Genomic DNA, 21,615 nt, shown 5'->3' on the forward strand with positions numbered 1-21,615 from the left:
ACCTGCCGCACCCTGGGCAGGACACCGGCTAGCGAAGGGATGTGCGTCGTGGCGACGTGCGAGGTCTGCGGAAACGACTACTGGTTGGCCTTCGAGGTACGCACCGTCAGCGGGGACGTGCACACCTTCGACAGCTTCGAGTGCGCCGCGCACAAGCTGGCCCCGATCTGCGAACACTGCCAGGTGAAGATCGTCGGGCACGGGGTGGAGGTGTCCGGGCGCTTCTTCTGCTGCGGCCACTGCGCCCGCGCGGTCGAGGCCGAGCACGGCGCCCAGATCCGCGACGCGGTAGGCGCCCGCCCCGCCTGACCGGCACCCGCCCGCCGCCCCCGAGCACCCGGGACCCGCGACGGGCAAGGGCCGGGCGAGGCTCTAACCTGGGCCGATGCCGAGCACGCACCTCCGGATCGCCGGCTTCGCCGACCTGGACGCCCGCACCTTCCACGACCTGGTACGGCTGCGCATCGACGTGTTCGTGGTCGAGCAGGAGTGCGCGTACCCGGAACTCGACGGTCGGGACCTCGAACCCGGCACCCGACACCTCTGGCTGGCGCGCGACGGCGCCGTCCTGGCGTACCTGCGGATTCTGGCCGACCCCGACGGGGTGGCCCGGATCGGTCGGGTGGTGGTGGCCCCCTCGGCGCGCGGCGCCGGGCATGCCGGGCGGCTGCTGGCCGCGGCGCTGGCCGAGATCGGCGACCGGCCGTGCGTGCTGGAGGCCCAGTCCCACCTGGTCGACTTCTACGCCCGACGCGGGTTCACGGTCAGCGGCCCGGACTATGTCGAGGACGGCATCCCGCACACCCCGATGCGCCGCGACCCCTGACCCTGAACCAGGGCGATTGACGGCTGGCGATGTTTTGTGCCATTCTTCCGCACGGAGCTATACCGCAGTGCCACGCGGACCGGCGCGGGAGAGGCAACTCCCGGGCGTTCGGGCGATGTCGCAATCCGACGACTCCCCCTGGGGGCTCCATCCATGTCCAAAATGCTCAAACCCTCTAGGCTGGTCGGCCTGCTCGCCACCGCGGCGGCCGCCACCCTGCTCGTCTCCACCGCTCTGGTCAACTCCGCCTCCGCACACGGCTCGGTGGTCAACCCCGGAGCCCGCGCCTACAGCTGCTGGGAGCGCTGGGGTGGCGACCACATGAACCCTCGGATGGCCACCGAGGACCCGATGTGCTGGCAGGCCTGGCAGGCCAACCCGCAGGCCATGTGGAACTGGAACGGCCAGTTCCGTGAGGGCGTTGGCGGCAACCACCAGGCGGCCATCCCGGACGGCCAGCTCTGCTCGGGCGGTCGCGCCGAGGGTGGGCGGTACAACGCCCTGGACACCGTCGGCGCCTGGCGGACCACCCAGGTCTCCAACAGCTTCCGACTGAAGTTCTTCGACCAGGCCAGTCACGGGGCCGACTACATCCGGGTGTACGCGACCCGGCAGGGATTCGACGCGCTGACCAAGCCCCTGGCCTGGTCGGACCTGGAGCTCGTGGGGCAGATCGGCAACACCCCGGCCTCCCAGTGGCAGCGTGAGGTCGACGGCGTCTCCATCGAGATCCCGGTGAACGCGCCGGGTCGCAGCGGCCGGCACATCATCTACACCATCTGGCAGGCCAGCCACTTCGACCAGTCGTACTACCACTGCAGCGACGTGCAGTTCGGTGGCAGCACCAACCCGCCGCCCACCACGCCGCCGCCGACCACTCCCCCGCCCACGACCCCGCCGCCCACCACTCCCCCGCCGTCCACTCCGCCGCCCAGCAACCCGCCGCCGGCGGGTGCCTGCTCGGCGACGTACCAGGTGACCAACACCTGGTCCGGTGGCTTCCAGGGTGAGGTGAAGGTGACCGCGGGCAACGCGGCGATCCGCGGCTGGCGAGTGACCTGGACGTACGCCAACGGCCAGCAGGTCAGCCAGGCATGGAATGCCACCGTCAGCTCCAGCGGCTCCACGGTGACCGCCACCAACGTCGGCTACAACGGCAGCCTCGGCGCGGGAGCCAGCACCACCTTCGGCTTCCTGGCCTCCGGCTCCAGCAGCGCACCCACGCTGACCTGTACGGCCACCACCTGATCCCGGGTGGGGTCGCGCCCTTCTCCCTCGGACGCGGCCCCGCCCGGCCGGGCCGGCCGGCCCTCGACTCCCGTCCGGGTGCCGGCGCCCTGAGTTGAAAAAGGGGTCCCCTGCTACCTCAGCAGGGGACCCCTTCTCGTCAGGCCAGGGCGGTGACGATGTCGGCGATGGAGCGGCGGCGGCCGGTGTAGAAGGGCACTTCCTCGCGTACGTGCAGCCGGGCCCGGGAAGCACGCAGGTCCCGCATCAGGTCCACGATCCGGTGCAGTTCGTCGGCCTCGAAGGCCAGCATCCACTCGTAGTCGCCGAGGGCGAAGGAGGCCACCGTGTTGGCGCGTACGTCCGGGTAGCCCCGGGCCATCTGGCCGTGCTCGGCGAGCAGTTCCCGCCGCTCGGCGTCCGGCAGCAGGTACCAGTCGTACGAGCGGACGAAGGGGTAGACGCACAGGTAGGCGCGGGCCTGCTCACCGGCGAGGAAGGCCGGGATGTGGCTCTTGTTGAACTCGGCCGGCCGGTGCAGGGCCATCTGCGACCAGACCGGGGTCATCGCCCGCCCCAGGGTGGTACGCCGGAACCGCAGGTAGGCGTCCTGGAGGGCGTCGCTGGAGGAGGAGTGCCACCAGATCATCAGGTCGGCGTCGGCGCGCAGCCCGGCCACGTCGTACGTGCCCCGGACCACCACATCCTTGCCGGCCAACTCCTCGATCAGGGACTCGACCTCGCCGGTGACGTTGTCGCGCAGCGAGGGCAGCGGTGCGCTGGCCCGGAACACCGACCACATGGTGTAGCGGATGGTGGAGTTGAGTTCCTTCAGCCGGGCCGCGTTGCTCTGCTCGGTCATCTCGCCGATCCTCCCAATGCTGTGATGATCTCCTCGGCCGCTGTCTCGCCGGAGCGGATGCAGACCGGGATGCCCACCCCGTCGTAGCCCGCTCCGGCCAGGGTCAACGTCGGATGCGCCGCCCGCAGGAGGGCCCGCGCGGCCGCGATCCGGTCCAGGTGGCCCGGGGTGTACTGCGGCAGCGCACCGCCCCAGCGCTGCACATGCCCGGCGATCGGGGCGGGCAGCGGGGTACCGATCACCGCGGACACCTCCCGGTGCACCGTGGCGGCCAGGTCCTCGTCGGGGCGCTGGAGCTGGGCCTCGTCGCCGTAGCGGCCCACCGAGGCGCGGACCAGGGCCACCCCGTCGTCCCGACGCAGGTGCCCCCACTTGGTGGTGAAGAAGGTGGAGGCCTTGATCAGCAGTCCCTCGGTGCTGGGCACCAAAAAACCGGAGAGCTGCGGCAGGGTCGCCTCGGGCAGGGCCAGGGTGACCAGGGCGACGCTGGCGTAGTCCAGTCCGCCGATGCTCCCCGCGACCGGCTCGGCGACCTCGGTCAGCAGTCGGGCCGCCGGCCGGGCCGGTAACGCCAGCACCACCGCGTCGACCTCGACATGCTCCGGGTCCCGGGTCGGTCCGACCGTCAGCCGCCAGCCGGTGTCGGTGGGGATCAACTCCCGTACGGCCGCGTTGGTGCGGATGGTGGCCCCGCTGGCCGTGGCCGCGGCCTCGACCAGGGTGCTCAGCCCGCCGTCCAGGGTGCCGAAGACCGGTTCGCCGACGGCCCGGGGTGCGGCGGCCTGCGCGGTCCGGACCGCGTCTAGCAGGGTGTGGCTGGTGCGGGCGGCCCGGGCCAGGGCGGGCATGGTGGTGACCAGGGAGAGGTCGTCGGCCCGGCCGGCGTACACACCGCCGAGCATCGGGTCGACCAGCCGGTCGACCACCTCGTCGCCGAACCGGGCCCGGACCAGTGCCCCGACGGAGATGTCCTCGGTGGCACCCAGCAGCGGAGCACCACCGTCGCGGTCGGCCTCCGGGGTCGGCCGGGCCACCGTCGCCACCTTGTCCAGATCCCCGGGTACGCCGACAAGGGTCCCGCCGGGGATGGGCCGCAGCCCGCCGTCCACGGCCAGGGCGGCCTGCCCGACGGTGGGGTGCACGATCCGCGCACCCAGCCCCAGGCGGTGGATCAGGCGTACCGCCGCCGACTGCCCGCCGGCCGGGTCGCGCATCAGGAAGGACTCCGCGCCGAACTCCACCGGCCCGCCGGCCAGCTCACCGGTACGCAGCTTGCCGCCGAGCAGGCCGGACTGCTCGTACATGGTGATCTCCGTGTCGGCGGGAGCCTGGTCGCGCAACCGGACCGCGGCGGCCAGTCCGGCGATGCCGCCGCCGATCACGGCCACCCGCCAGCGCGTCGTCATGGCGGTCAGGCCCCCTCGGCGGACAGTTCATGCACCAGGGCGACCACCCGGGTGAGCACCTCCGGGTCGGTCTCCGGCAACACCCCGTGCCCCAGGTTGAACACGTGCCCGGGCGCGGACCGACCCTGGTCGAGGATGCGGCGCACCTCGGCCTCGATGACCGGCCAGGGGGCGAACAGCAGACAGGGATCCAGGTTGCCCTGCACGGCCTTGTCGGGCCCGATCCGCCGGGTCGCGACGTCCAGCGGGGTACGCCAGTCGACCCCGACCACGTCGGCCCCGGCCTCACCCATCGCGCCGAGCAGCTCGGCGGTGCCCACCCCGAAGTGGATCCGGGGCACCCCCGCCTCGGCCAGGCCGGACAGCACGGCGGTCGAGTGCGGCAGCACGAACCGGCGGTAGTCGGCCTCGGAGAGCGCCCCGGCCCAGGAGTCGAAGAGCTGCACCGCGCTGACCCCGGCGGCGATCTGCACCCGCAGGAACGCCAGGGTCACCTCGGCGAGCCGCCCGGCCAGGGCGTGCCACAGCTCGGGGTCGCCGTACATCAGGGCCTTGGTCTTGACGTGGTTCCGCGACGGCCCGCCCTCGACCAGGTAGCTGGCCAGGGTGAACGGCGCACCGGCGAAGCCGATCAGGGGGGTGTCGCCCAGCTCCTTGACCAGCATCCGGACCGCCTCGTCGACGTACGGGACGTCGTCGCGGTCGATCAGCCGGATCCGCTGCACGTCTGCGGCGGTACGCACCGGCTCGGCCACCACCGGTCCGGTGCCCGGCACGATGTCCAGGTCGACCCCGGCGGCGGCGACCGGGACCACGATGTCGCTGAACAGGATCGCCGCGTCCACCCCGTGCCGGCGTACCGGCTGGAGGGTGATCTCGGTGACCAGGTCGGGTCGGCGGCAGGACTCCAGCATCGCCACGTTGGCCCGGATCTCGCGGTACTCCGGCAGCGACCGGCCGGCCTGGCGCATGAACCAGACCGGGGTGTGTGGGACGGGCCGACGACGACACGCCCGCACGAAGGGCGAGTCGGCGGGCCCGCCGGGGCGGGAGGCGTCGTCTCGGGCAGCGGTGCCCGTGGTGTCGGTGGTCATCGCGGCAATCGTGCCACGCCCCGGATGACCGCTATCGGGCGGTCGCGGAGTTTGGCTGGTTTGAATAAGGCAGCCCACCGATGACTGTCGATGAACTCGGCGCGGCGTGGACGGCCGGGGCAGCGGCTCTGGTTCGTGATCGTCGGCGCGCCGTCCGGGCGCAGCGACCGACAGCGGCTTAGGCTGCGGACATGCCCCCCCCGATCGCGCTTCCGGACACCTTCGCCCGCGCGGTCGCCGGGCTCCGGTCGGCGACACCCCGGCCGGAGATCCTCCTGGAGGAGGTCGGCGCACCCCAGCGGCTCGCGCCGTACGCCTTCGCGCTGTCCGCCACGGTGCTGCGCGACGGCGAGGAGGTGGCCACCGGGCGACTGATCCTCCTGCACGACCCGGCCGGGCACGAGGCCTGGCAGGGCACCCTGCGCCTGGTCACCTACGTGACGGCCGAGTTGGAGAACGACCTGGCCGCGGACCCCCTGTTGCCGGGGGTCGGCTGGACCTGGCTCACCGACGCCCTCGACGCCCAGCAGGCGGGTCACCGGGCCATCGGCGGGACGATCACCCAGACGATGTCGAACCGGTTCGGGGAGCTGTCCGGCCCACCGGCGACCGCCGACATCGAGATCCGCGCCTCGTGGACCCCTACCGATGCCGATCTCACCGCCCACCTGTACGCCTGGTGCACCCTGCTGGCCTCCACCGCCGGCCTGCCGCCACCCGGGGTGACCGCCCTGCCGGAGCGCCGGGCCGCCGCGGCCGGTTGAGCCGACCCGGCCGGCTGAGTCGACACGCGGCCGGGGGCGGGTGCGCGCGGTGTGTTCCGCTTCCGCACTAGGGTTGTCAGGTGACCGACGAACCACCCCTGCGCCGTCGGGCCGCCGCAAGCCGTACGGGAAACGACATCGAGACCCCGCCTTCGGCGCGGCCGGAGCCGTCGGACGCGGGGACCGAACCCACCGGCAGCGAGTCCGTGCCGCTGACCGCACCCCGTGAGGGCACCCCGGAACCGGTGACCGTGCCGGAGCAACTGGCCGAGGTGGTGGCCCGATTCGCGGCCGGCAGCGGCCCGGTGGCCCTGGACGCCGAACGCGCCTCGGGCTACCGCTACAGCCAGCGGGCGTACCTCGTGCAGTTGCGGCGCAGCGGCGCCGGTACCGCCCTGATCGACCCCCTGCCCCTGCCCGACCTCAGTGCTCTGGACACCGCGATCGCGGACACCGAGTGGGTGTTGCACGCGGCCAACCAGGATCTGCCCTGCCTCGCCGAGCTCGGGCTGCGCCCGCGTCGGCTGTTCGACACCGAGTTGGCCGCCCGGCTGGCCGGGTTCGAGCGGGTGGGGCTGGCCGCCCTCACCGAACAACTGCTCGGCTACAGCCTGGAGAAGCACCATTCGGCCGCGGACTGGTCCAGCCGCCCGTTGCCGGAGTCCTGGCTGACCTACGCCGCCCTGGATGTGGAACTGCTGACCGATCTGCGCGACGCCCTGGACGCGGAGCTGACCCGGCAGGGCAAGTCGCAGTGGGCGGCGGAGGAGTTCGCCGCCCTGGTGCAGGCCGGCACCCGCCCACCCCGGGTACGCGCCGAGCCCTGGCGTCGCACCTCCGGCATCCACCGGGTACGCGGTGCGCGGGCGCAGGCCCGGGTCCGGTCCCTGTGGTACGCCCGCGACCAGATCGCGGCCCGCCGGGACTCGGCGCCGGGCCGGGTGCTGCCCGACTCGGCCATCGTGGCGGCGGCCGAGCTGGACCCCAAGGACGAGAAGACCCTGCTCACCCTGCCCGGGTTCGGTGGCCGGTCGGTACGCCGACTGGCTCGGACCTGGCTGGCGGCGCTGGAGGACGCCCGGCAGCTGCCGGACGAGGACCTGCCGGCGGCCCCGACCGTGGAGGGCCCACCCCCGCCGCACCGGTGGGCCGAACGGGATCCGGCCGCCGCCGCCCGACTGGCCCGCAGCCGTGAGGTCGTCCTGCGGGTGGCCGGTGAACACAATCTGCCGCCGGAGAACCTGATCTCCCCCGACTCGATCCGTCGGCTCGCCTGGCAACCCCCGGAGGAGATCACCGAGGCCACGGTGGCGGAGGCCCTGCGCGCCATGCATGCCCGCGAATGGCAGATCACCCTCCTGCTCCCCGCCCTGGCCGAAGCCCTCCTCCCCACCTGACCGCACTCTTTGCCCCTGTTGATCAAGAGGTTTGCGTCAACGACACGCCGTACGGCTGACGCGAACCTCTTGATCAACAGGGCGAGGGGCCGGGTGGGCTGGGGACGGGGGTCGGTGTGGGCTGGGCCACAGGGAGGGGTGGGGCGGGGATAGTTACTGGCGGGTAGCATTCGGGGAAATGCCAGTGCCGGCTAGGAGGCTCCAGTGCCCCGTGAAGTTCGGGATGTCGTCTTCGTCGACGGCGTCCGTACCCCCTTCGGTAAGGCGGGTGGCATGTACGCCAACACCCGCGCCGACGACCTGGTGATCCGATGCATCCGTGAGTTGCTGCGCCGCAACCCGCAACTGCCGCCGGAACGGGTCGAGGAGGTGGCCATCGCCGCCACCACCCAGATCGGTGACCAGGGACTGACCATCGGCCGTACCGCCGCCCTGCTGTCGGGCCTGCCCAAGACCGTCCCCGGCTTCGCCATCGACCGGATGTGCGCCGGGGCGATGACCGCCGTGACCACCGTCGCCAGCGGCATCGCCGTGGGTGCGTACGACGTGGCGATCGCCGGCGGTGTCGAGCACATGGGCCGCCACCCGATGGGCGAGGGCGTCGACCCCAACCCGCGCATCGTCGCCGAGAAGCTCGTCGACCCGTCCGCGCTGGTCATGGGCGCCACCGCGGAGAACCTGCACGACCGGCTGCCGCACATCACCAAGGAGCGCACGGACGCCTTCGCGCTCGCCTCGCAGCAGAAGACCGCCAAGGCGTACGCCAACGGCAAGCTCCAGGACGACCTGGTGCCGGTGGCCATCCGGGACGAGGAGGGCGGCTGGGGCCTGGCCACGGCCGACGAGGCCCCCCGCGACACCTCGCTGGAGAAGCTGGGCAGCCTCAAGACCCCCTTCCGGCCGCACGGCAAGGTCACCGCGGGCAATGCCGCCGGTCTGAACGACGGCGCCACCGCCAGCCTGCTGGTCGCCGAGGACGTCGCCCGCGAGCTGGGCCTGCCGGTCGCCATGCGCCTGGTGTCGTACGGCTTCGTCGGTGTCGAGCCCGAGGTGATGGGCGTCGGCCCGATCCCCTCGACGGAGAAGGCCCTGCGTATCGCCGGACTGACCATCGACGACATCGGCCTGTTCGAGCTGAACGAGGCCTTCGCCGTGCAGGTGCTCGCCTTCCTGGACCACTTCGGCATCGCCGACGACGACCCGCGGGTCAACCAGTGGGGCGGCGCGATCGCCATCGGTCACCCCCTAGCCTCCTCGGGCGTACGGCTGATGACCCAGCTGGCCCGGCAGTTCGCCGAGCACCCCGAGGTCCGCTACGGCCTCACCGCCATGTGCATCGGCATCGGCATGGGCGGCACCGTGATCTGGGAGAACCCGCACTGGGAGGGTGAAGACAAGTGAGCGCGAGGAGTGAGCTTGCGAGCCCCGCAGTCGCGAACGAAGGAGGCACTGTGAGCCTCACCGCACCGAACGAGGTGGTCACCCGGGCCCTGCTGCGCCAGGTGAACGTACCCGGGCTGGACCGCCCGGCCGCCCTGATCACCCTCGACAACGGATTCGACCACACCAAGCCGAACACCTTCGGTCCCGGCGGACTGGCCAGCCTGGACGAGGCGATCAGCGCCGCCCTGGCCGCCGAGCCCGCCTTCATCGCGGTCACCGGCAAGCCGTACATCTTCTGTGTCGGCGCGGACATCACCAGCCTGCCGCTGCTGGCCGACCGGGAGCAGGCCCTGGCCATCGGCCGGCTGGGCCACCGGGTCTTCGCCCGGCTCAAGGACAGCCAGATCCCGACCTTCGCCTTCGTCAACGGCGCGGCGATGGGTGGCGGTCTGGAGCTGGCCCTGCACTGCCACTACCGGACCCTGTCCGCCGGTGCCGCCGCCCTGGCGCTGCCGGAGGTCTCCCTGGGTCTGATCCCGGGCTGGGGTGGTACCCAGTTGCTGCCGAACCTGATCGGCATCCCGGCGGCCACCCAGGTGATCATTCAGAACCCGCTGATGCAGAACAAGATGCTCAAGCCCAAGCAGGCCGCTGAGCTGGGCATCGCCGATGTGCTGCTGGAGCCGGCCGACTTCGTGGAGCGGTCCCTGGAGTGGGCCGCCGGAGTGGTCCGGGGCGAGGTCACCGTGACCCGGCCCGAGGTCGACAAGGACATGTGGGCGGGCGTGCTCTACTTCGCCCGGCAGACCCTCGACCAGCGGCTGCACGGCGCGGTCCCGTCCGCGTACAAGGCGCTGGACCTGCTGGAGACGGCGAAGGACGCCGACTTCGCCACCGGCACCGCCGCCGAGGACGAGGCCCTGGCCGACCTGATCTTCTCCGAGGAGCTGCGCAGCGGCCTGTACGCCTTCGACCTGGTGCAGCGGCGGGCCAAGCGCCCGGCCGGGGCACCGGACAAGGGCCTGGCCCGCCCGGTGACCAAGGTGGGCATTGTCGGCGCCGGGCTGATGGCCAGCCAGCTGGCCCTGCTGTTCGCCCGCCGCCTCCAGGTGCCGGTCGTCATGACCGACCTGGACCAGGCCCGGGTCGACAAGGGTGTGGGCTACGTGCACACCCAGATCGAGAAGCAGGTCAGCAAGGGCCGGATGGACAAGGGTACGGCCGCCAAGCTGTACGGCCTGATCAGCGGCTCGCCAAAGGCAGAGGCCTTCGCCGCGTCGACCCCGGGCCAGCGCACTTCGTTTGCTGACTGTGACTTCGTCATCGAGGCGGTCTTCGAGGACCTGAACGTCAAGAAGCAGGTCTGGGCCGAGCTGGAGAAGATCGTCAAGCCGGAGGCGGTGCTGGCGACGAACACCTCCTCGCTGTCCATCACGGCGATGGCGGCGGAGCTGGAGCACCCGGAGCGGGTGGTCGGCTTCCACTTCTTCAACCCGGTGGCCGTCCTGCCGCTGCTGGAGATCATCCGGGGCGAGCGGACCGACGACGCCACCCTGGCCACCGCCTTCGCGGTCGGCAAGCAGCTGAAGAAGTCCTCCGTGCTGGTCGCGGACGCCCCGGCCTTCGTGGTCAACCGGCTGCTCACCCGCTTCCTGGGGTCGATCTTCGCCGCGGTGGACGCGGGCACCCCGCTGGAGGTGGCCAACCGCGCGGTGGACCCGCTGGGTCTGCCGATGCGTCCGCTGGCCCTGCTCCAACTGGTCGGCCCGGCCGTGGCGTACCACGTGGGCGGCACCCTGCACGCCGCCTTCCCGGACCGCTTCGGTCTGAGCGAGAACCTCAAGCGGATCGCGGACTCCGGTCAGCCGATCGTCGTCGACGACGAGATCAACGCCGAGGTGGCGAAGCTGCTGGTGGTCGGTGACCAGCCGCTCACCGAGGAGGAGGTACGCCGCAACGCGCTGGACGCGCTGGCGCAGGAGATCCGGCTGATGCTCGACGAGGGTGTCGTGGCGCAGGCGCAGGACATCGACCTGTGCATGATCCTCGGTGCCGGTTGGCCGTTCCACCTGGGCGGCGTCACGCCGTACCTGGACCGGACCGGCACCAGCGAGCGGGTGACCGGCCGGCGGTTCCTGCCGCCGGGAGTGGCCAGCCTGGCCGGCTGACCCCCACCCGAGAACACCGGATCGCGGTGGTCGCCCGTCTGGGCGGCCACCGCGATCTCGTTCTGGTGTGGCCCCCTTGGGCGAGGGCGGGGTCAGATGCCCACGCGACGGTTCCGCGGCCGGACGGCGGTCAGGAGGTTCGTCGTCGCCGGATCACCAGCAGGACGCCCTGATGGATCAGCACGCCGACGGCGGTGTTGAGCACGGCCAGGCCGGCGGCGGCGAGCAGGCCCGGTCCGACTTCCTCCACGCCGCTCGCTACCAGCAGAATCGGCCAGCCCAGCGCGGCGAGGACGAGTGCCGAGCGCCACCAGCGCCCGAACAGCAGGCCGAACACGATCAGCGCCGGGATCATCGGGCCTCCATGGTCGCTTGCCCCACCCGCGGAGGGCAGGAACGCCGGCACCGGCAGCGGCGGAGGGGCCGTCTGTCGGGAGTACGCGGTCGCCGATCCCAGTCAATCACAGTCTTGTATGGAAGTGGTTACTAATGTAAGGCTGCCTGACATGGCAACGCAGCGCAGCACGGCGCCACGACGACGTGCGGATGCGGTCGACATCGGGATTCGGGTCTTCGCCGACAACGGTCTGACGACGGCCTCGATGCAGAAGGTGGCCGACCAGATGGGGGTGTCACAGCCGTACGTCTTCCGGCTCTTCGGTAGCAAGCGTGGCCTCTTCCTGGCCTGCCTGGACGAGTTGGAGGCCCGCATCCGGCAGGTGCTCCGGCGGGCGGCGGCCGGGCATCCGGAGGACCCCTTGCCGGCGATGCGGGCCGATTTCCGGGCCCTGATCGCCGACGGCGTGGTCACCGGCCTGTGGTTGCAGGCCTGCGCGGTGGCCCGCTCCGACGAGGTGGTCGCGGCCCGCTGCCGGGCCCTGCTCGGCGGGATTCTCGACGAGGCGGGAAGGCTGTCCACCGCCGCGCCCCGGCAGCTACGCGACACGCTGGCCCTCGGCGCGTTGGTGGTGATGCTCCAGGCGCTGGGGATGGACCTGAGTGGGGGCAGCCAGGCCGCCGTCGACTCGCTGCGGCCCACGGAGGTGACGGTGTGAGCTCGCCGACTGCCGAGGGGGTCGGAGCCGACCTGTGGGTCGGGCCGACAGGGGAAGGAGCCACTCGTGTTCGGTGACCGGTGGGGGGTCACCGAACACGAGATGGCGCGGGCCTATCCGTGCGACGACTTCGTCGTCTCGCCCGCCCTGCAGGTCTGGCGAGGAGTACGGGTGAACGCGCCGCCCACGGCGGTGTGGCCGTGGATAGCCCAGATCCGGCTGGCGCCGTACTCCTACGACTGGATCGACAATCTCGGCCGCCGCTCACCTCGACGGCTCGTCGGCCTTGCGGATCCCCAGGTAGGAGAGGCCTTCACCACCGCCGGTGGGCGACAGCGCGGCCGGATCCTCGCGGTCGAGCCCGGAGTGCACCTGACCGCGACCATCATGAACGCCTACCTGTCCTACCTCCTGGTGCCCCAGGAGGACGGCACCACCCGACTGCTACTCAAGATCGTCATGCAGACCAATCGGGTGTACGCGGCAGCCTTCGCCGTCGGCGACCTGATCATGGCCCGCCGCCAACTACTCACCTTCAAGGATCTGGCCGAATGCCCCGGCTGACCGTCGGGCACGGCTGCCGGCCTCGCCGTATCGCCGTAATGGCGGTGATCGGCCCGGTCGGATACCACCGTTACGCCGTAATGGAGTCGATCAAAAAGGGGGGTCACTCAGCGGGGCAGGTAGCCGGGCTTGAGGCCGGTTCGGGCCTGCTGGATGCGGGTGTGGGCCAGGTCTTCGGCTGCTGCGCCAGGCAGAATGCCCTGTCCGCGGGCCAGGCCGAGCACCTCGGTCACCGTGTCGAAGATCTTCGCAACCTGGGCGGGCACCTCCTCCAGAGGAATCCGCCGGTACTCGGCGCAACCGGTGGTGACCCCACCGGCGCTGGCGACGAAGTCGGGTACCCAGAGGATGTCGCGCTCGGCTAGCTGCTCCTCCACCTCGGGGGTGGCGAGTTGGTTGTTGGCGGCGCCGCAGATGACAGCGGCGCGGATCGTCGGGACCGAGTCGCTGGTGAGGGTGGCGCCGAGCGCGCACGGGGCGTAAATGTCGACCGGCGCGTCGATGACCCGCTCGGCCAGGAGGACTGCGGGCAGGTCCCGTCGGGCGCGTTCGCGGGCGGGCCCGGAGAGGTCGGCGGCGGTGACTCCGGCACCGGCCTCGACCAGCAGTCGGGCCAGCTCGTAGCCGACCTTGCCGAGCCCTTCGACCCCGACGGAACGCCCGGTCAGGTCGGCGGTTCCCCACCGGACGGCAGCGGCGGCACGCAGGGCGTGGAAGGCGCCGTACGCGGTCATCGGGCCGCTGTCGCCGTACCCACCGGCGGTGGTGGTGCGGCCGAGGACGTGGTCGGTGCCCCGGCCGATCACATCCAGGTCGGCGGCGCTGATCCCCACGTCACCGGCGGTGACGTAGCGGCCGCCCAGGCTCTGCACGAAACGTCCGTAGGTCTCCAGCAACGCCTCGGACTTGACCGTGTCGGGGTCGCCGATGATGACGGCCTTGCCGCCGCCACAGGGCAGACCGGCGACCGCGTTCTTGTAGGTCATCCCCCGCGACAGGCGCAGCACGTCGGTCAGCGCCTCGGCCTCGGTGGCGTACGGGTGCATCCGGGTGCCCCCGACGGCCGGGCCGAGGGTGCTGTCGTGGACGGCGATGATGGCCCGCAGCCCGGTCTCCGGGTCCTGGCAGAAGGTCACCTGCTCGTGTGGGAAGTCGGGGAAGCGGCCGAGCACCGGGGCGGACGGCTGGGGTGCGGACATGGGCTTGCCTTTCAGCGGTTCAGGGGGTGGTGAGGTCGGTGTCGACCTGGATGAGCCGGGGTTCCCCGGCAGCGAGGGCCTCGGTGACCGCCTCGACGAGTGCCGTACGGCTGGAGACCGCCACGCCGGTGACGCCGTACCCGGCGGCCAGCGCGGTGAAGTCGATGTCGGGGATGTCCAGGCCCGGGGTCTCCCCGGCCCCCAGCACCCCGGCGAACCAGCGCAGGGCACCGTAGGTCCCGTTGCGCAGGATGACGAAGATGACCGGGATGCGGTAGCGGGCGGCGGTCCACAGCGCGGTGATGCCGTAGTTGGCCGACCCGTCACCGACCAGGGCTACGACCTGCCGGTCGGGGTCGGCCAGCTGCACCCCGACGGCCGAGGGCAGCCCGAAACCCAGGCCGCCGGAGGCCGGGAAGTAGTAGCTGCCGGGCCGGCGAAGGTCCGCCTGCGCCCAGAAAGCACCGGTGGTCGAGGTGGACTCGGTTACCCAGACGGTGTCGGCCCCAGCGGTGTCCCGCAGTACGGCGAACACCTCCTCCGGGTGCAACCGGCCTGCCGAGCCGGGTCGCGGTGCCGGGATGGGCGGCAAGGGTACGAGGGCGGGCCGCCGCCCGGGGGTGACGGCGGCGGCCAGCCGGGCGAGGGTGTCGGGGAGATCGCAGACGATCGCGTCGCCCATCGGCGCGCGGGCGGCCTCACCCGGGTCCACGGTCAGGTGCACCAGTCGGGCCCCCTCGGGCAGATACCGGCCCGGGTCGTACTGGTGGTAGCGGAACACCGGCGCGCCGACGACCAGGACCAGGTCGTGTCCGGTCAGCAGGTCACTGATCGCCCTGACCCCGGCCGGCAGGACCCCGCGGAAGGCCGGGTGGCGGGTGGGGAACGGGCAGCGCGACGCCGAGGGGGCGATCCAGGCCGGGGCGGCCAGGGCTTCGGCGAGGGCCACCGCATGATCGTTCGCGGCGGCCGCGTCGACATCCGGTCCCAGGATCAGCACCGGCCGCTCGGCCCGGTCCAGCGCCGCGGCGAGCTCGGTGAGCTGCGGGGTGGTCAGCGCCGCGGCGGTCACGGTGGTACGGGACAGCAGGTGCCGCGCCTCGACGGAGGACTCCGCCTGCCAGTCGTCGTACGGCACCGACACGTACACCGGTCCCTGGGGGACCAGGGTGGCGGTGTGGATCGCCTGGCTGATGGTTCGGGGCACGTCCTCGGCGGAGGACGGCTCGCTGCTCCACTTCACCAGCGGCCGGGGCAGCGCGGCGGCGTCCATGTTGGCCAGCATCACCTCCTGGCCGATGGTCGAGCGGACCTGCTGCCCGGCGGTGACCACCAGTGGGCTGTGCGAGTAGACCGAGTTGGTCAGCTGGCCCATCGCGTTGCCGGTGCCGGCTGCCGCGTGCAGGTTGACCAGGGCCGGGCCCCGGCGGGCCTGGGCGTACCCGTCGGCCATGGCCAGCACCACCCCCTCGTGCAGGCCGAGCAGGTACCGGAAGTCGTCCGGCAGGCCGGCCAGGAACGGCAGCTCGTTGGAGCCCGGGTTGCCGAAGATGGTGGTCAGGCCGTGCGCCCGCAACAGCTCGAAGGTCACATCCCGCACGCTCGCCACCGCACAGTTCCTCTCCGTCGACCCCGACCAGTAGACCTGGATCTTCCGCCTTGCAGAAGGGTCTGGGACAACGGTTCCGCTGTGCGGAATACTGCTGGTCCGGTGACGAGCGGAGGTAGGCGATGGAGTCGGTGGGCAACGCGCTACGAGCCCTGCGCTATCTGGGTGCCCAGGAGTCGGTAAGCGTGGCGGACCTGGGCCGACACCTCCAGGTAGCCCCGTCCACCGCGCACCGGCTGCTGTCCACCCTCAAGGAGTACGACTTCGCCCGCCAGGACGACTCCCGCCGCTACCGCCTCGGCCCGGCGGCACACGAGGTCGCCACCCGACAGGCCCCCTGGGACGTCGTCGCCGCCGTCCGCCCCCACATGGAACACCTGGCCGCGACCACCCGGGAGACGGTCAACCTGATCGGCCTGCAGGGCGCCAGCATCGTCTTCCTCGACGGCGTCGAGAGCACCCAGACCGTCCGGGTCGGGGTCCGCACCGGCGACCGGCTACCCGCCTACACCACCGCCGGCGGCAAGGCCCTGCTCGCCCAGCTGCGCCCGAAGGACATCCGGGCGCTGCATCCGCGCATCCTCGCCGCCCTGACCTCCGCCACGATCACCACGACCGATCAACTGATCAAAGAACTCGACGCCGTACGCGCCCGCGGCTACGCCTCCAACCTCGAAGAATGCGTCGACGGTGTGTACGCCGTCGGGGTGGCCCTGATCCATCCCACCCGGGGCGCCGTGGCCGCACTGACCATCTCCGCCCCCGCACACCGGACCGACGAGCGGCGCGCCGACCTCCTCGCCGAGCAACTCCTCCAGGCCAGCACCCGCCTCACCCAGGGCTGGCGGTGAGCCGGCGTTACGCCGAGTGCTCGGCCGCGCTGCGCTCCACGCAGAACTCGTTGCCCTCCGGGTCGGCCAGGACCGCCCAACCGGTGCCGTCGGGTCGACGCTGATCGTCGATCAACGTGGCACCCAGGCCGAGCAGGCGGTCGATCTCCTCGTCGCGGGTCCGGTCGGTCGGTTGCAGATCCAGGTGCATCCGGTTCTTCGCCGTCTTGCCCTCCGGTACCCGCTGGAACAGCAGCCCGCCCTCGGCGATCTCCGTGCCGGACAGCAGGGCGCACTCCGGCTCCCCCGGCTTGTTGTCCGGATCGTGCCGCATCCCGGTAGCCTCGGCCCAGAAGGTCGCCATGGCGAACGGGTCGGCACAGTCAAAATCGATCCAACGCACCCTGGAAGTCATGGGCCCAATCTCTCACCGAGATCAAGCGAATTACCGCCACCGGGTCACCCGGCTCGCGCAGGGTCACCGGCTGGGGCTCTCCCCCGTTGACGCGGCGTCGGCGGCCGGCAGGTTTACCGTCACCTCCAGGCCGCCCCCGGGCTGCGCCACCGCGGTCACCGTGCCGCCGTGGGCGTCGCAGACCGCCCGGACGATGGACAGGCCCAGCCCGGACCCGCGGGCCCCGGTCCGCTCCCGGCCACCCCGCCGGAAGGGTTCGAACAGCCCCGGCACGTCCGCCTGATCCACCTCGAAGCCGGTGTTGCCGACCACCAGCCAGGACCGCTGCCCGTCGGAGCCGGTGCGGACCCAGAGTCGGCCGTGCAGGTGGTTGTAGCGGACCGCGTTCTCGATCAGGTTGCCGGCCAACCGGTCCAGCAGGCCGGGATCACCGACCACCGGTGCCGGTTCCAGGGAGGTCTGCACATCCAGCTTGATCCGCTCCACCTCACGGCGTACCGCCGACAAGGCGTTCAGGGTGCCGGCGGCCAGGTCACACTCGGTACGCCGACCCAGTCGGCGGCCGGTCTGGGCCTCGCTGCGCGCCAGCACCAGCAGCGCGTCGACCAGGCCGTTGGCCCGCTCGGAGGCGTCGCGCACCACGGTGGCCATCCGGCGGTACTCGCCCGCATCCGCCTCGTCGTCGCTGAGGGTCACGTCGATCTCGGTACGCATCACGGCCAGGGGGGTACGCAGCTCGTGCGAGGCGTTGGCGACGAACCGTTTCTGCGCCTCGAAGGCGGCCGCTATGCGGTCCAGCATCTCGTCGAAGGTGTCGGCCAGCTCGGCCACCTCGTCGTTGGCGCCCGAGTAGCTGATCCGCTGATCCAGGGTGGTCTCGCCGAGCCGCCGGGCGGTCGCGGTCACCTGGTGCAGGGGACGCAACGCCCGACCGGCCACCGCGTACGCCCCGACCACCCCGACCGTCCCGATCGCCAGCAGGGCGGCCAGCCCCTTGGCCAGCAGTTCCCCGGAGGCGGAGTCGACCAGTTGCCGCTGCCAGGCGGCGGCGTCCATGGAACGCCCGTCGGCCAGCAGCACGGTGGTGCCCGGCAGCAGTTCGTCCGTGGGGCGCAGGGCATCGCGGACCAGCAGCCAGGCCAGCAGCACCAGGATGGCCCCCGCTCCCACCAGCAGCACCCCGTTGAGCAGGGTCAACCGCAGCCGCAGGGTGGGTCGCAGGCGCGGGCGCAACTCCTCCCGCGGGGTGCCCGTCATGCCGGCACCTCGGCGGTACGGTAGCCGGCTCCCACCACGGTCTCGATCAGCGACGGGTCGCCGAGCTTACGACGCAGGGTCATCACGGTGACCCGGACGATCGTGGTGAAGGGGTCGGTGTTGGCGTCCCAGACCCGTTCCAGCAGTTCCTCGCTGGACACCACCGCACCTCGGGCCTTGAGCAGCTCGCAGAGGACGCCGAACTCCTTGTTGGTCAGCTCCACCGGGGCCCCGCCCCGGGTGGCCGTACGGCGGGCCGGGTCGACGACCAGGTCGGCCAGTTCCAGCACCGGCGGGGCCGCCGGGGTGGCCCGCCGACCCAGCGCCTGCACCCGGGCGACCAGTTCGTCGAAGGCGAACGGCTTGGGCAGATAGTCGTCGGCACCGAGCTGCAACCCCTCGACCCGGTCGGCCACCGTGCCGCTGGCGGTGAGCATCAGCACCCGGGTCAGGGCACCGGAGGTGGCCAGCTCGGCGCAGATCTGGTCACCGTGCATCCCGGGCAGGTCACGGTCGAGCACCACCACGTCGTAGCGGGTGACGAAGGCCATCTCGTGACCGCTGTCGCCGTCGTAGGCCACATCCACCGCCATGCCGCGCTTGCGCAGGCCCCGCGCGATCGCGTCGGCGAGGTGGCGTTCGTCCTCGACCACCAGTACCCGCATGTCCAGCCCCTTCCCGGCGACGACAACTCGACAACCTAGCGCCGACGGCCAAGCCGAACCCCAACCCCCCGCTGCGGAGGGTCGGAGTTCTTGAGCTTTCGGCCCCACCCGACTCAGTCCGGCAACGTCCACACCCCGAAGGAGCCGTCCTGCCGGCGGCAGGCGATCAGGTCGTACCGGCTCTGACAGTCGCCGACGACACCGGGGAGCACGTCGAGGCGCCGTGGCTGGGCCTCCGCCGGGTCGAGCCGGGCCAGCACCGCGCCCACCTCGGGCAACAGGTGGATGCCGAGCAGCCGGAGCTCCTGCTCGTAGCTGGCGACCGTCTTCCAGGAGCCGTACTCGGTCACCACCTCCCCGGTCGCCGCGTCGAGCGTGACCAGCCCTGAGTCGCCCAACTGCGCGAGAGCCCTCGTCGGCGTCACCCGTAGCAGGTCGCCATCCTCGCTGGTGCTCCACCGCACGTCCCCGGCCACCGGGTCGATGACATGGGTGCCGCCGCTGTTGGCCCTGGCGCAGAGCAGCGCGCCGCAGCGGGTCACGTGGTCCGCCAGCGGCACGGTGGTCTGCCAGCGCGGTACCAGACCGGCCAGGTCGTAGGCGGTGATGGTCCGCGAGTTACGGACCACCAGCAGCAGGTCATCGACCACCGACGACTGCTGGTAGCCGGTGCTGTCGGCGGCGGGCAGCCGGTCGCGGAGCTGTCCGGTCCGGGCGTCGCGCACCTCGACGTCACCGGCGGCGGTGGACACCACGATGGCGTCGATCACACCGTCCCGCTGGTGGTGTTCCACCGAGGACGGCGGCAACGTCCGGGACCACAGCTCACGGCCGGTGGCCACCTCGACCGAACGCAGCGTGGTCGACTCCTGAACGGCCCACGTCTGAAGCAGCACCCGACCCGACGCGTCGGGTGTGCCGAACCCGGCGCTGAGCCAGCGCTGCTGCCCGGTGGCGGCGTCCAGCAGCATGGTCTCGCTCAACCGGCCCAGGTCCTGCGATGGAAGCAGCGACAACAGCACGCCGGCGGCGGTGTCCTCCACCCGGATGAACCGGATTCCTGGTGGCACCGGCACCCGCCACAGCGGTACGAGGCGCTGCGGGATGACGGTGGCTCGCCGGGGCCGGGCATAGGCGGTGAGTTCCCGCGATCCGTCGGTCACCCCGCGGACCGGGGTGACGGTGAAGATGCGCTGCGCGGTGAGGAACAGGTCGGCCGCCAGACCGGCCGGTACCGTCGCGTGCACCCGCACGGGTGGGGGTGCGGCACTGGCGAGCGTCACCAGCGCAGCCAGGGCCATCAGCGCGACCGGCCAGTTCCGGGTGCCAGGGCGACGCCGTCGGGGTGGCGGCTGCGGGTCGTCCGACACGGTCACCACACCGAGGTCGATCACCGTCACGCTCGTCCCCTCCACCACTCACCTGCCGGGCGACGCAGGCAGCCGACCCGCCGGGCACCTGCGGTCAGTCGGGTAGCTGCCACAGTCCGAAGTTGCCGTCCCGGCGCCGACACAGGATCAGATCATCCCGGTACCGGCAGTTCCCGACCGCGCCGGGCAGCAGGTCGATGCGGCGTGGCTGCCCGGTCTCCGGATCGAGCCGGGCCAGCACCGCGCCCACCTCGGGGACGGCCCGGGTGCCGAGCAGGTGCGGGGCGTTGCCGAAGTCCTGCACCAGATCCCAGCTGCCCTCGGCGGTCGCCCGCTGCCCCGTCTCCGCGTCGAAGGTCACCACGCTGAGGTTGCCTTGCCGGTGGTGGTCGGCCGCCAGGGCCCGTCGGTCCCCGGCGCGCAGCACCTCGACGTCGTCCTCGACGGTCCACCGGACGGCTCCGGCCACCGGATCCAGCAGATGCACGCGGGACCGGCCACTCGGCGCACAGAGCAGCGCCCCACACTGGTAGATCCACTCGAGCGACGGCACTTCGATGTGCCAACGCCGGACCAGACCGTCGAGGTCGTACGCGGTCACCGCCGATGGATTCCAGGCCAGCAGGAGATCACCGGCGACCATCGGGTACCGATGGCTCACCGGATTCGCCGGGTCGTCCGGGGCGGCCGGGAGGCGACCGCGCAGGGCGCCGGTCCGCGCGTCCAGCACCTCGATCTCGCCACTCACCTTGGCCACCGCGACGACGTCGATCACCGGCGCTGCCAGGTGGTACAGCGGCCAGACCGCCCGGGCGGAGGGCACCGACCACAGTTCCCGGCCACTGGCCACCTCAAGGGTGGTGAGCTGGTCCAGACCCTGCGAGTCGTGGGAGCGCAGGATGACCCGATCCGGCTCCACCAGTACCACCATCCCCGGTCGCCGCCAGCGGAGCTCTCCGGTGCGGCTGTCCAGCAGCAGGCTCTGCGCTCCTTCGGCGGAGTCGAACACAGAGATGACCAACGTGGAGTCGTTCACCCGCTCGACCCTCACCGGCTCGACGACACCGAGGGCCCGCCGCCACAGTGGAGTGAGCTGCTGGAGTGAGCCGGTGGCCCGCGCCGGCGGCTGATAGGCGAGCAACTCCTGGCCACCCTCGGCGCTCCCGGTCGCCGGCGCCACGGCGAGGATCTGACCACCGCCGGGAAGGATCACCTCGGCGGCCAGGGAGGACGGCAGGATCGCCTGCATCCGCCGGGCCGGCGGCACGGCACTGGTCAGGGCCAGCAGCACGACCAGCGCCACCGGCACCAGAAGCCACCGGGAGGGAACGATCCTATGTCGGCGCCGGGGATTGATCCGTTCGGTCCGGTCGCCGAGATCGATCACCGTCACGGTCGCCCTCCCGCCCTTATCCGGTACGCACCCTATGGCCGTTAAAGGCCCAGACGCCGCCTGTACGATGGCCCGTCGTGGCTGTGCCGGTGGTAGATCCTTCGCTGAATCCCGTCTCCCCGACCGTCGAG

21 protein-coding genes are annotated in these 21,615 nt (G+C 71.9%); 10 read left to right on the top strand and 11 right to left on the bottom strand.

Annotation, left to right across the window (positions count from 1 at the left end):
* Positions 1 to 48 precede the first annotated feature (48 nt).
* From OIE53_RS14365 to OIE53_RS14375, 3 genes are all read left to right on the top strand, one after another.
* On the top strand, positions 49 to 309 hold the full coding sequence (locus tag OIE53_RS14365; RefSeq protein ID WP_327022058.1) for a Prokaryotic metallothionein: 261 nt from the start codon (positions 49 to 51) through the stop codon (positions 307 to 309).
* 76 nt (positions 310 to 385) lie between these two features.
* A complete protein-coding gene (locus tag OIE53_RS14370; protein WP_327022059.1) occupies positions 386 to 826 on the top strand; it encodes a GNAT family N-acetyltransferase in 441 nt (146 codons plus the stop codon).
* Positions 827 to 988: 162 nt separating this feature from the next.
* The gene (locus tag OIE53_RS14375; protein ID WP_327027203.1) at positions 989 to 2,074 is read left to right on the top strand and encodes a lytic polysaccharide monooxygenase auxiliary activity family 9 protein; all 1,086 of its coding nucleotides are present in this window, start codon (positions 989 to 991) and stop codon (positions 2,072 to 2,074) included.
* A 139-nt stretch (positions 2,075 to 2,213) separates the two neighbouring features.
* Here OIE53_RS14375 and hemQ read toward each other — a convergent pair whose 3' ends face one another.
* Genes hemQ through hemE form a run of 3 tightly spaced genes read right to left on the bottom strand, consistent with a single transcriptional unit; the run spans position 2,214 to position 5,415 of the window.
* On the bottom strand, positions 2,214 to 2,915 hold the full coding sequence (hemQ, locus tag OIE53_RS14380) for a hydrogen peroxide-dependent heme synthase (protein ID WP_327022060.1): 702 nt from the start codon (positions 2,913 to 2,915) through the stop codon (positions 2,214 to 2,216).
* Positions 2,912 to 4,321 (bottom strand): protoporphyrinogen oxidase, encoded by a 1,410-nt coding sequence (gene hemG, locus OIE53_RS14385; protein ID WP_327022061.1) that lies wholly within the window; start codon positions 4,319 to 4,321, stop codon positions 2,912 to 2,914. The genes hemQ and hemG overlap by 4 nt, the downstream gene beginning before the upstream one ends.
* A gap of 5 nt (positions 4,322 to 4,326) precedes the next feature.
* Positions 4,327 to 5,415: a uroporphyrinogen decarboxylase gene (gene hemE / locus OIE53_RS14390; RefSeq protein ID WP_327022062.1), complete on the bottom strand. Its 1,089-nt coding sequence runs from the start codon at positions 5,413 to 5,415 to the stop codon at positions 4,327 to 4,329.
* Positions 5,416 to 5,606: 191 nt separating this feature from the next.
* Between hemE and OIE53_RS14395 the strand changes: the two genes are divergently transcribed.
* The 4 genes from OIE53_RS14395 to OIE53_RS14410 all read left to right on the top strand — a co-directional run bounded on the left by OIE53_RS14395 (position 5,607) and on the right by OIE53_RS14410 (position 11,127).
* Entirely contained in the window at positions 5,607 to 6,179 is a 573-nt protein-coding gene (locus OIE53_RS14395) for a DUF3000 domain-containing protein (RefSeq protein ID WP_327022063.1), read from the top strand.
* Between the two features lie 80 nt (positions 6,180 to 6,259).
* Positions 6,260 to 7,576 carry a ribonuclease D gene (locus OIE53_RS14400; protein ID WP_327022064.1) on the top strand — a complete coding sequence of 439 codons (1,317 nt, stop codon included), beginning with the start codon at positions 6,260 to 6,262 and terminating at the stop codon, positions 7,574 to 7,576.
* A 204-nt stretch (positions 7,577 to 7,780) separates the two neighbouring features.
* On the top strand, positions 7,781 to 8,977 hold the full coding sequence (locus OIE53_RS14405) for a thiolase family protein (RefSeq protein ID WP_327022065.1): 1,197 nt from the start codon (positions 7,781 to 7,783) through the stop codon (positions 8,975 to 8,977).
* Positions 8,978 to 9,027: 50 nt separating this feature from the next.
* Positions 9,028 to 11,127, top strand: coding sequence for a 3-hydroxyacyl-CoA dehydrogenase NAD-binding domain-containing protein (locus tag OIE53_RS14410; protein ID WP_327022066.1), 2,100 nt, complete (start codon positions 9,028 to 9,030; stop codon positions 11,125 to 11,127).
* Between the two features lie 130 nt (positions 11,128 to 11,257).
* Here OIE53_RS14410 and OIE53_RS14415 read toward each other — a convergent pair whose 3' ends face one another.
* Complete coding sequence (locus OIE53_RS14415; protein WP_327022067.1) at positions 11,258 to 11,482, bottom strand: hypothetical protein; 225 nt, start codon at positions 11,480 to 11,482, stop codon at positions 11,258 to 11,260.
* 151 nt (positions 11,483 to 11,633) lie between these two features.
* Between OIE53_RS14415 and OIE53_RS14420 the strand changes: the two genes are divergently transcribed.
* A complete protein-coding gene (locus OIE53_RS14420) occupies positions 11,634 to 12,182 on the top strand; it encodes a TetR/AcrR family transcriptional regulator (RefSeq protein ID WP_327022069.1) in 549 nt (182 codons plus the stop codon).
* A 66-nt stretch (positions 12,183 to 12,248) separates the two neighbouring features.
* The gene (locus OIE53_RS14425; RefSeq protein WP_327022070.1) at positions 12,249 to 12,746 is read left to right on the top strand and encodes a polyketide cyclase; all 498 of its coding nucleotides are present in this window, start codon (positions 12,249 to 12,251) and stop codon (positions 12,744 to 12,746) included.
* A gap of 107 nt (positions 12,747 to 12,853) precedes the next feature.
* Here the strand turns inward: OIE53_RS14425 and OIE53_RS14430 are convergent, their stop codons facing one another.
* Positions 12,854 to 13,945: a Glu/Leu/Phe/Val family dehydrogenase gene (locus OIE53_RS14430; protein WP_327022071.1), complete on the bottom strand. Its 1,092-nt coding sequence runs from the start codon at positions 13,943 to 13,945 to the stop codon at positions 12,854 to 12,856.
* 19 nt (positions 13,946 to 13,964) lie between these two features.
* The gene (mdlC, locus tag OIE53_RS14435) at positions 13,965 to 15,554 is read right to left on the bottom strand and encodes a benzoylformate decarboxylase (protein ID WP_327022072.1); all 1,590 of its coding nucleotides are present in this window, start codon (positions 15,552 to 15,554) and stop codon (positions 13,965 to 13,967) included.
* 122 nt (positions 15,555 to 15,676) lie between these two features.
* Between mdlC and OIE53_RS14440 the strand changes: the two genes are divergently transcribed.
* Entirely contained in the window at positions 15,677 to 16,405 is a 729-nt protein-coding gene (locus OIE53_RS14440) for an IclR family transcriptional regulator (protein ID WP_327022073.1), read from the top strand.
* A 7-nt stretch (positions 16,406 to 16,412) separates the two neighbouring features.
* Here the strand turns inward: OIE53_RS14440 and OIE53_RS14445 are convergent, their stop codons facing one another.
* The 5 genes from OIE53_RS14445 to OIE53_RS14465 form a co-directional block, all read right to left on the bottom strand.
* Positions 16,413 to 16,799: a VOC family protein gene (locus tag OIE53_RS14445; RefSeq protein WP_327022075.1), complete on the bottom strand. Its 387-nt coding sequence runs from the start codon at positions 16,797 to 16,799 to the stop codon at positions 16,413 to 16,415.
* A gap of 63 nt (positions 16,800 to 16,862) precedes the next feature.
* Positions 16,863 to 18,056: a sensor histidine kinase gene (locus OIE53_RS14450; RefSeq protein ID WP_327022076.1), complete on the bottom strand. Its 1,194-nt coding sequence runs from the start codon at positions 18,054 to 18,056 to the stop codon at positions 16,863 to 16,865.
* Positions 18,053 to 18,721: a response regulator transcription factor gene (locus tag OIE53_RS14455; RefSeq protein ID WP_327022077.1), complete on the bottom strand. Its 669-nt coding sequence runs from the start codon at positions 18,719 to 18,721 to the stop codon at positions 18,053 to 18,055. Before OIE53_RS14455 ends, OIE53_RS14450 begins: the two co-directional genes overlap by 4 nt.
* Positions 18,722 to 18,834: 113 nt before the next feature.
* Positions 18,835 to 20,121, bottom strand: a complete 1,287-nt coding sequence (locus tag OIE53_RS14460) for an outer membrane protein assembly factor BamB family protein (protein ID WP_327022078.1) — start codon at positions 20,119 to 20,121, stop codon at positions 18,835 to 18,837.
* Positions 20,122 to 20,185: 64 nt separating this feature from the next.
* A complete protein-coding gene (locus tag OIE53_RS14465; protein ID WP_327022079.1) occupies positions 20,186 to 21,484 on the bottom strand; it encodes an outer membrane protein assembly factor BamB family protein in 1,299 nt (432 codons plus the stop codon).
* Between the last annotated feature and the right edge of the window lie 131 nt (positions 21,485 to 21,615).

The sequence above is a fragment of the Micromonospora sp. NBC_01739 genome (genome assembly GCF_035920385.1).
Classification (GTDB): Bacteria; Actinomycetota; Actinomycetes; order Mycobacteriales; family Micromonosporaceae; genus Micromonospora.

What these genes read in the sequence shown, in the direction of transcription:
- OIE53_RS14440 (WP_327022073.1), top strand. Translation starts at nt 15,677, where the DNA reads ATGGAGTCGGTGGGCAACGCGCTACGAGCCCTGCGCTATCTGGGTGCC.
- OIE53_RS14455 (WP_327022077.1), bottom strand. Translation starts at nt 18,721, where the DNA reads ATGCGGGTACTGGTGGTCGAGGACGAACGCCACCTCGCCGACGCGATC.
- OIE53_RS14420 (WP_327022069.1), top strand. Translation starts at nt 11,634, where the DNA reads ATGGCAACGCAGCGCAGCACGGCGCCACGACGACGTGCGGATGCGGTC.
- OIE53_RS14395 (WP_327022063.1), top strand. Translation starts at nt 5,607, where the DNA reads ATGCCCCCCCCGATCGCGCTTCCGGACACCTTCGCCCGCGCGGTCGCC.
- OIE53_RS14450 (WP_327022076.1), bottom strand. Translation starts at nt 18,056, where the DNA reads ATGACGGGCACCCCGCGGGAGGAGTTGCGCCCGCGCCTGCGACCCACC.
- hemQ (WP_327022060.1), bottom strand. Translation starts at nt 2,915, where the DNA reads ATGACCGAGCAGAGCAACGCGGCCCGGCTGAAGGAACTCAACTCCACC.
- OIE53_RS14370 (WP_327022059.1), top strand. Translation starts at nt 386, where the DNA reads ATGCCGAGCACGCACCTCCGGATCGCCGGCTTCGCCGACCTGGACGCC.
- hemG (WP_327022061.1), bottom strand. Translation starts at nt 4,321, where the DNA reads ATGACGACGCGCTGGCGGGTGGCCGTGATCGGCGGCGGCATCGCCGGA.
- OIE53_RS14430 (WP_327022071.1), bottom strand. Translation starts at nt 13,945, where the DNA reads ATGTCCGCACCCCAGCCGTCCGCCCCGGTGCTCGGCCGCTTCCCCGAC.
- OIE53_RS14415 (WP_327022067.1), bottom strand. Translation starts at nt 11,482, where the DNA reads ATGATCCCGGCGCTGATCGTGTTCGGCCTGCTGTTCGGGCGCTGGTGG.
- hemE (WP_327022062.1), bottom strand. Translation starts at nt 5,415, where the DNA reads ATGACCACCGACACCACGGGCACCGCTGCCCGAGACGACGCCTCCCGC.
- OIE53_RS14375 (WP_327027203.1), top strand. Translation starts at nt 989, where the DNA reads ATGCTCAAACCCTCTAGGCTGGTCGGCCTGCTCGCCACCGCGGCGGCC.
- OIE53_RS14445 (WP_327022075.1), bottom strand. Translation starts at nt 16,799, where the DNA reads ATGACTTCCAGGGTGCGTTGGATCGATTTTGACTGTGCCGACCCGTTC.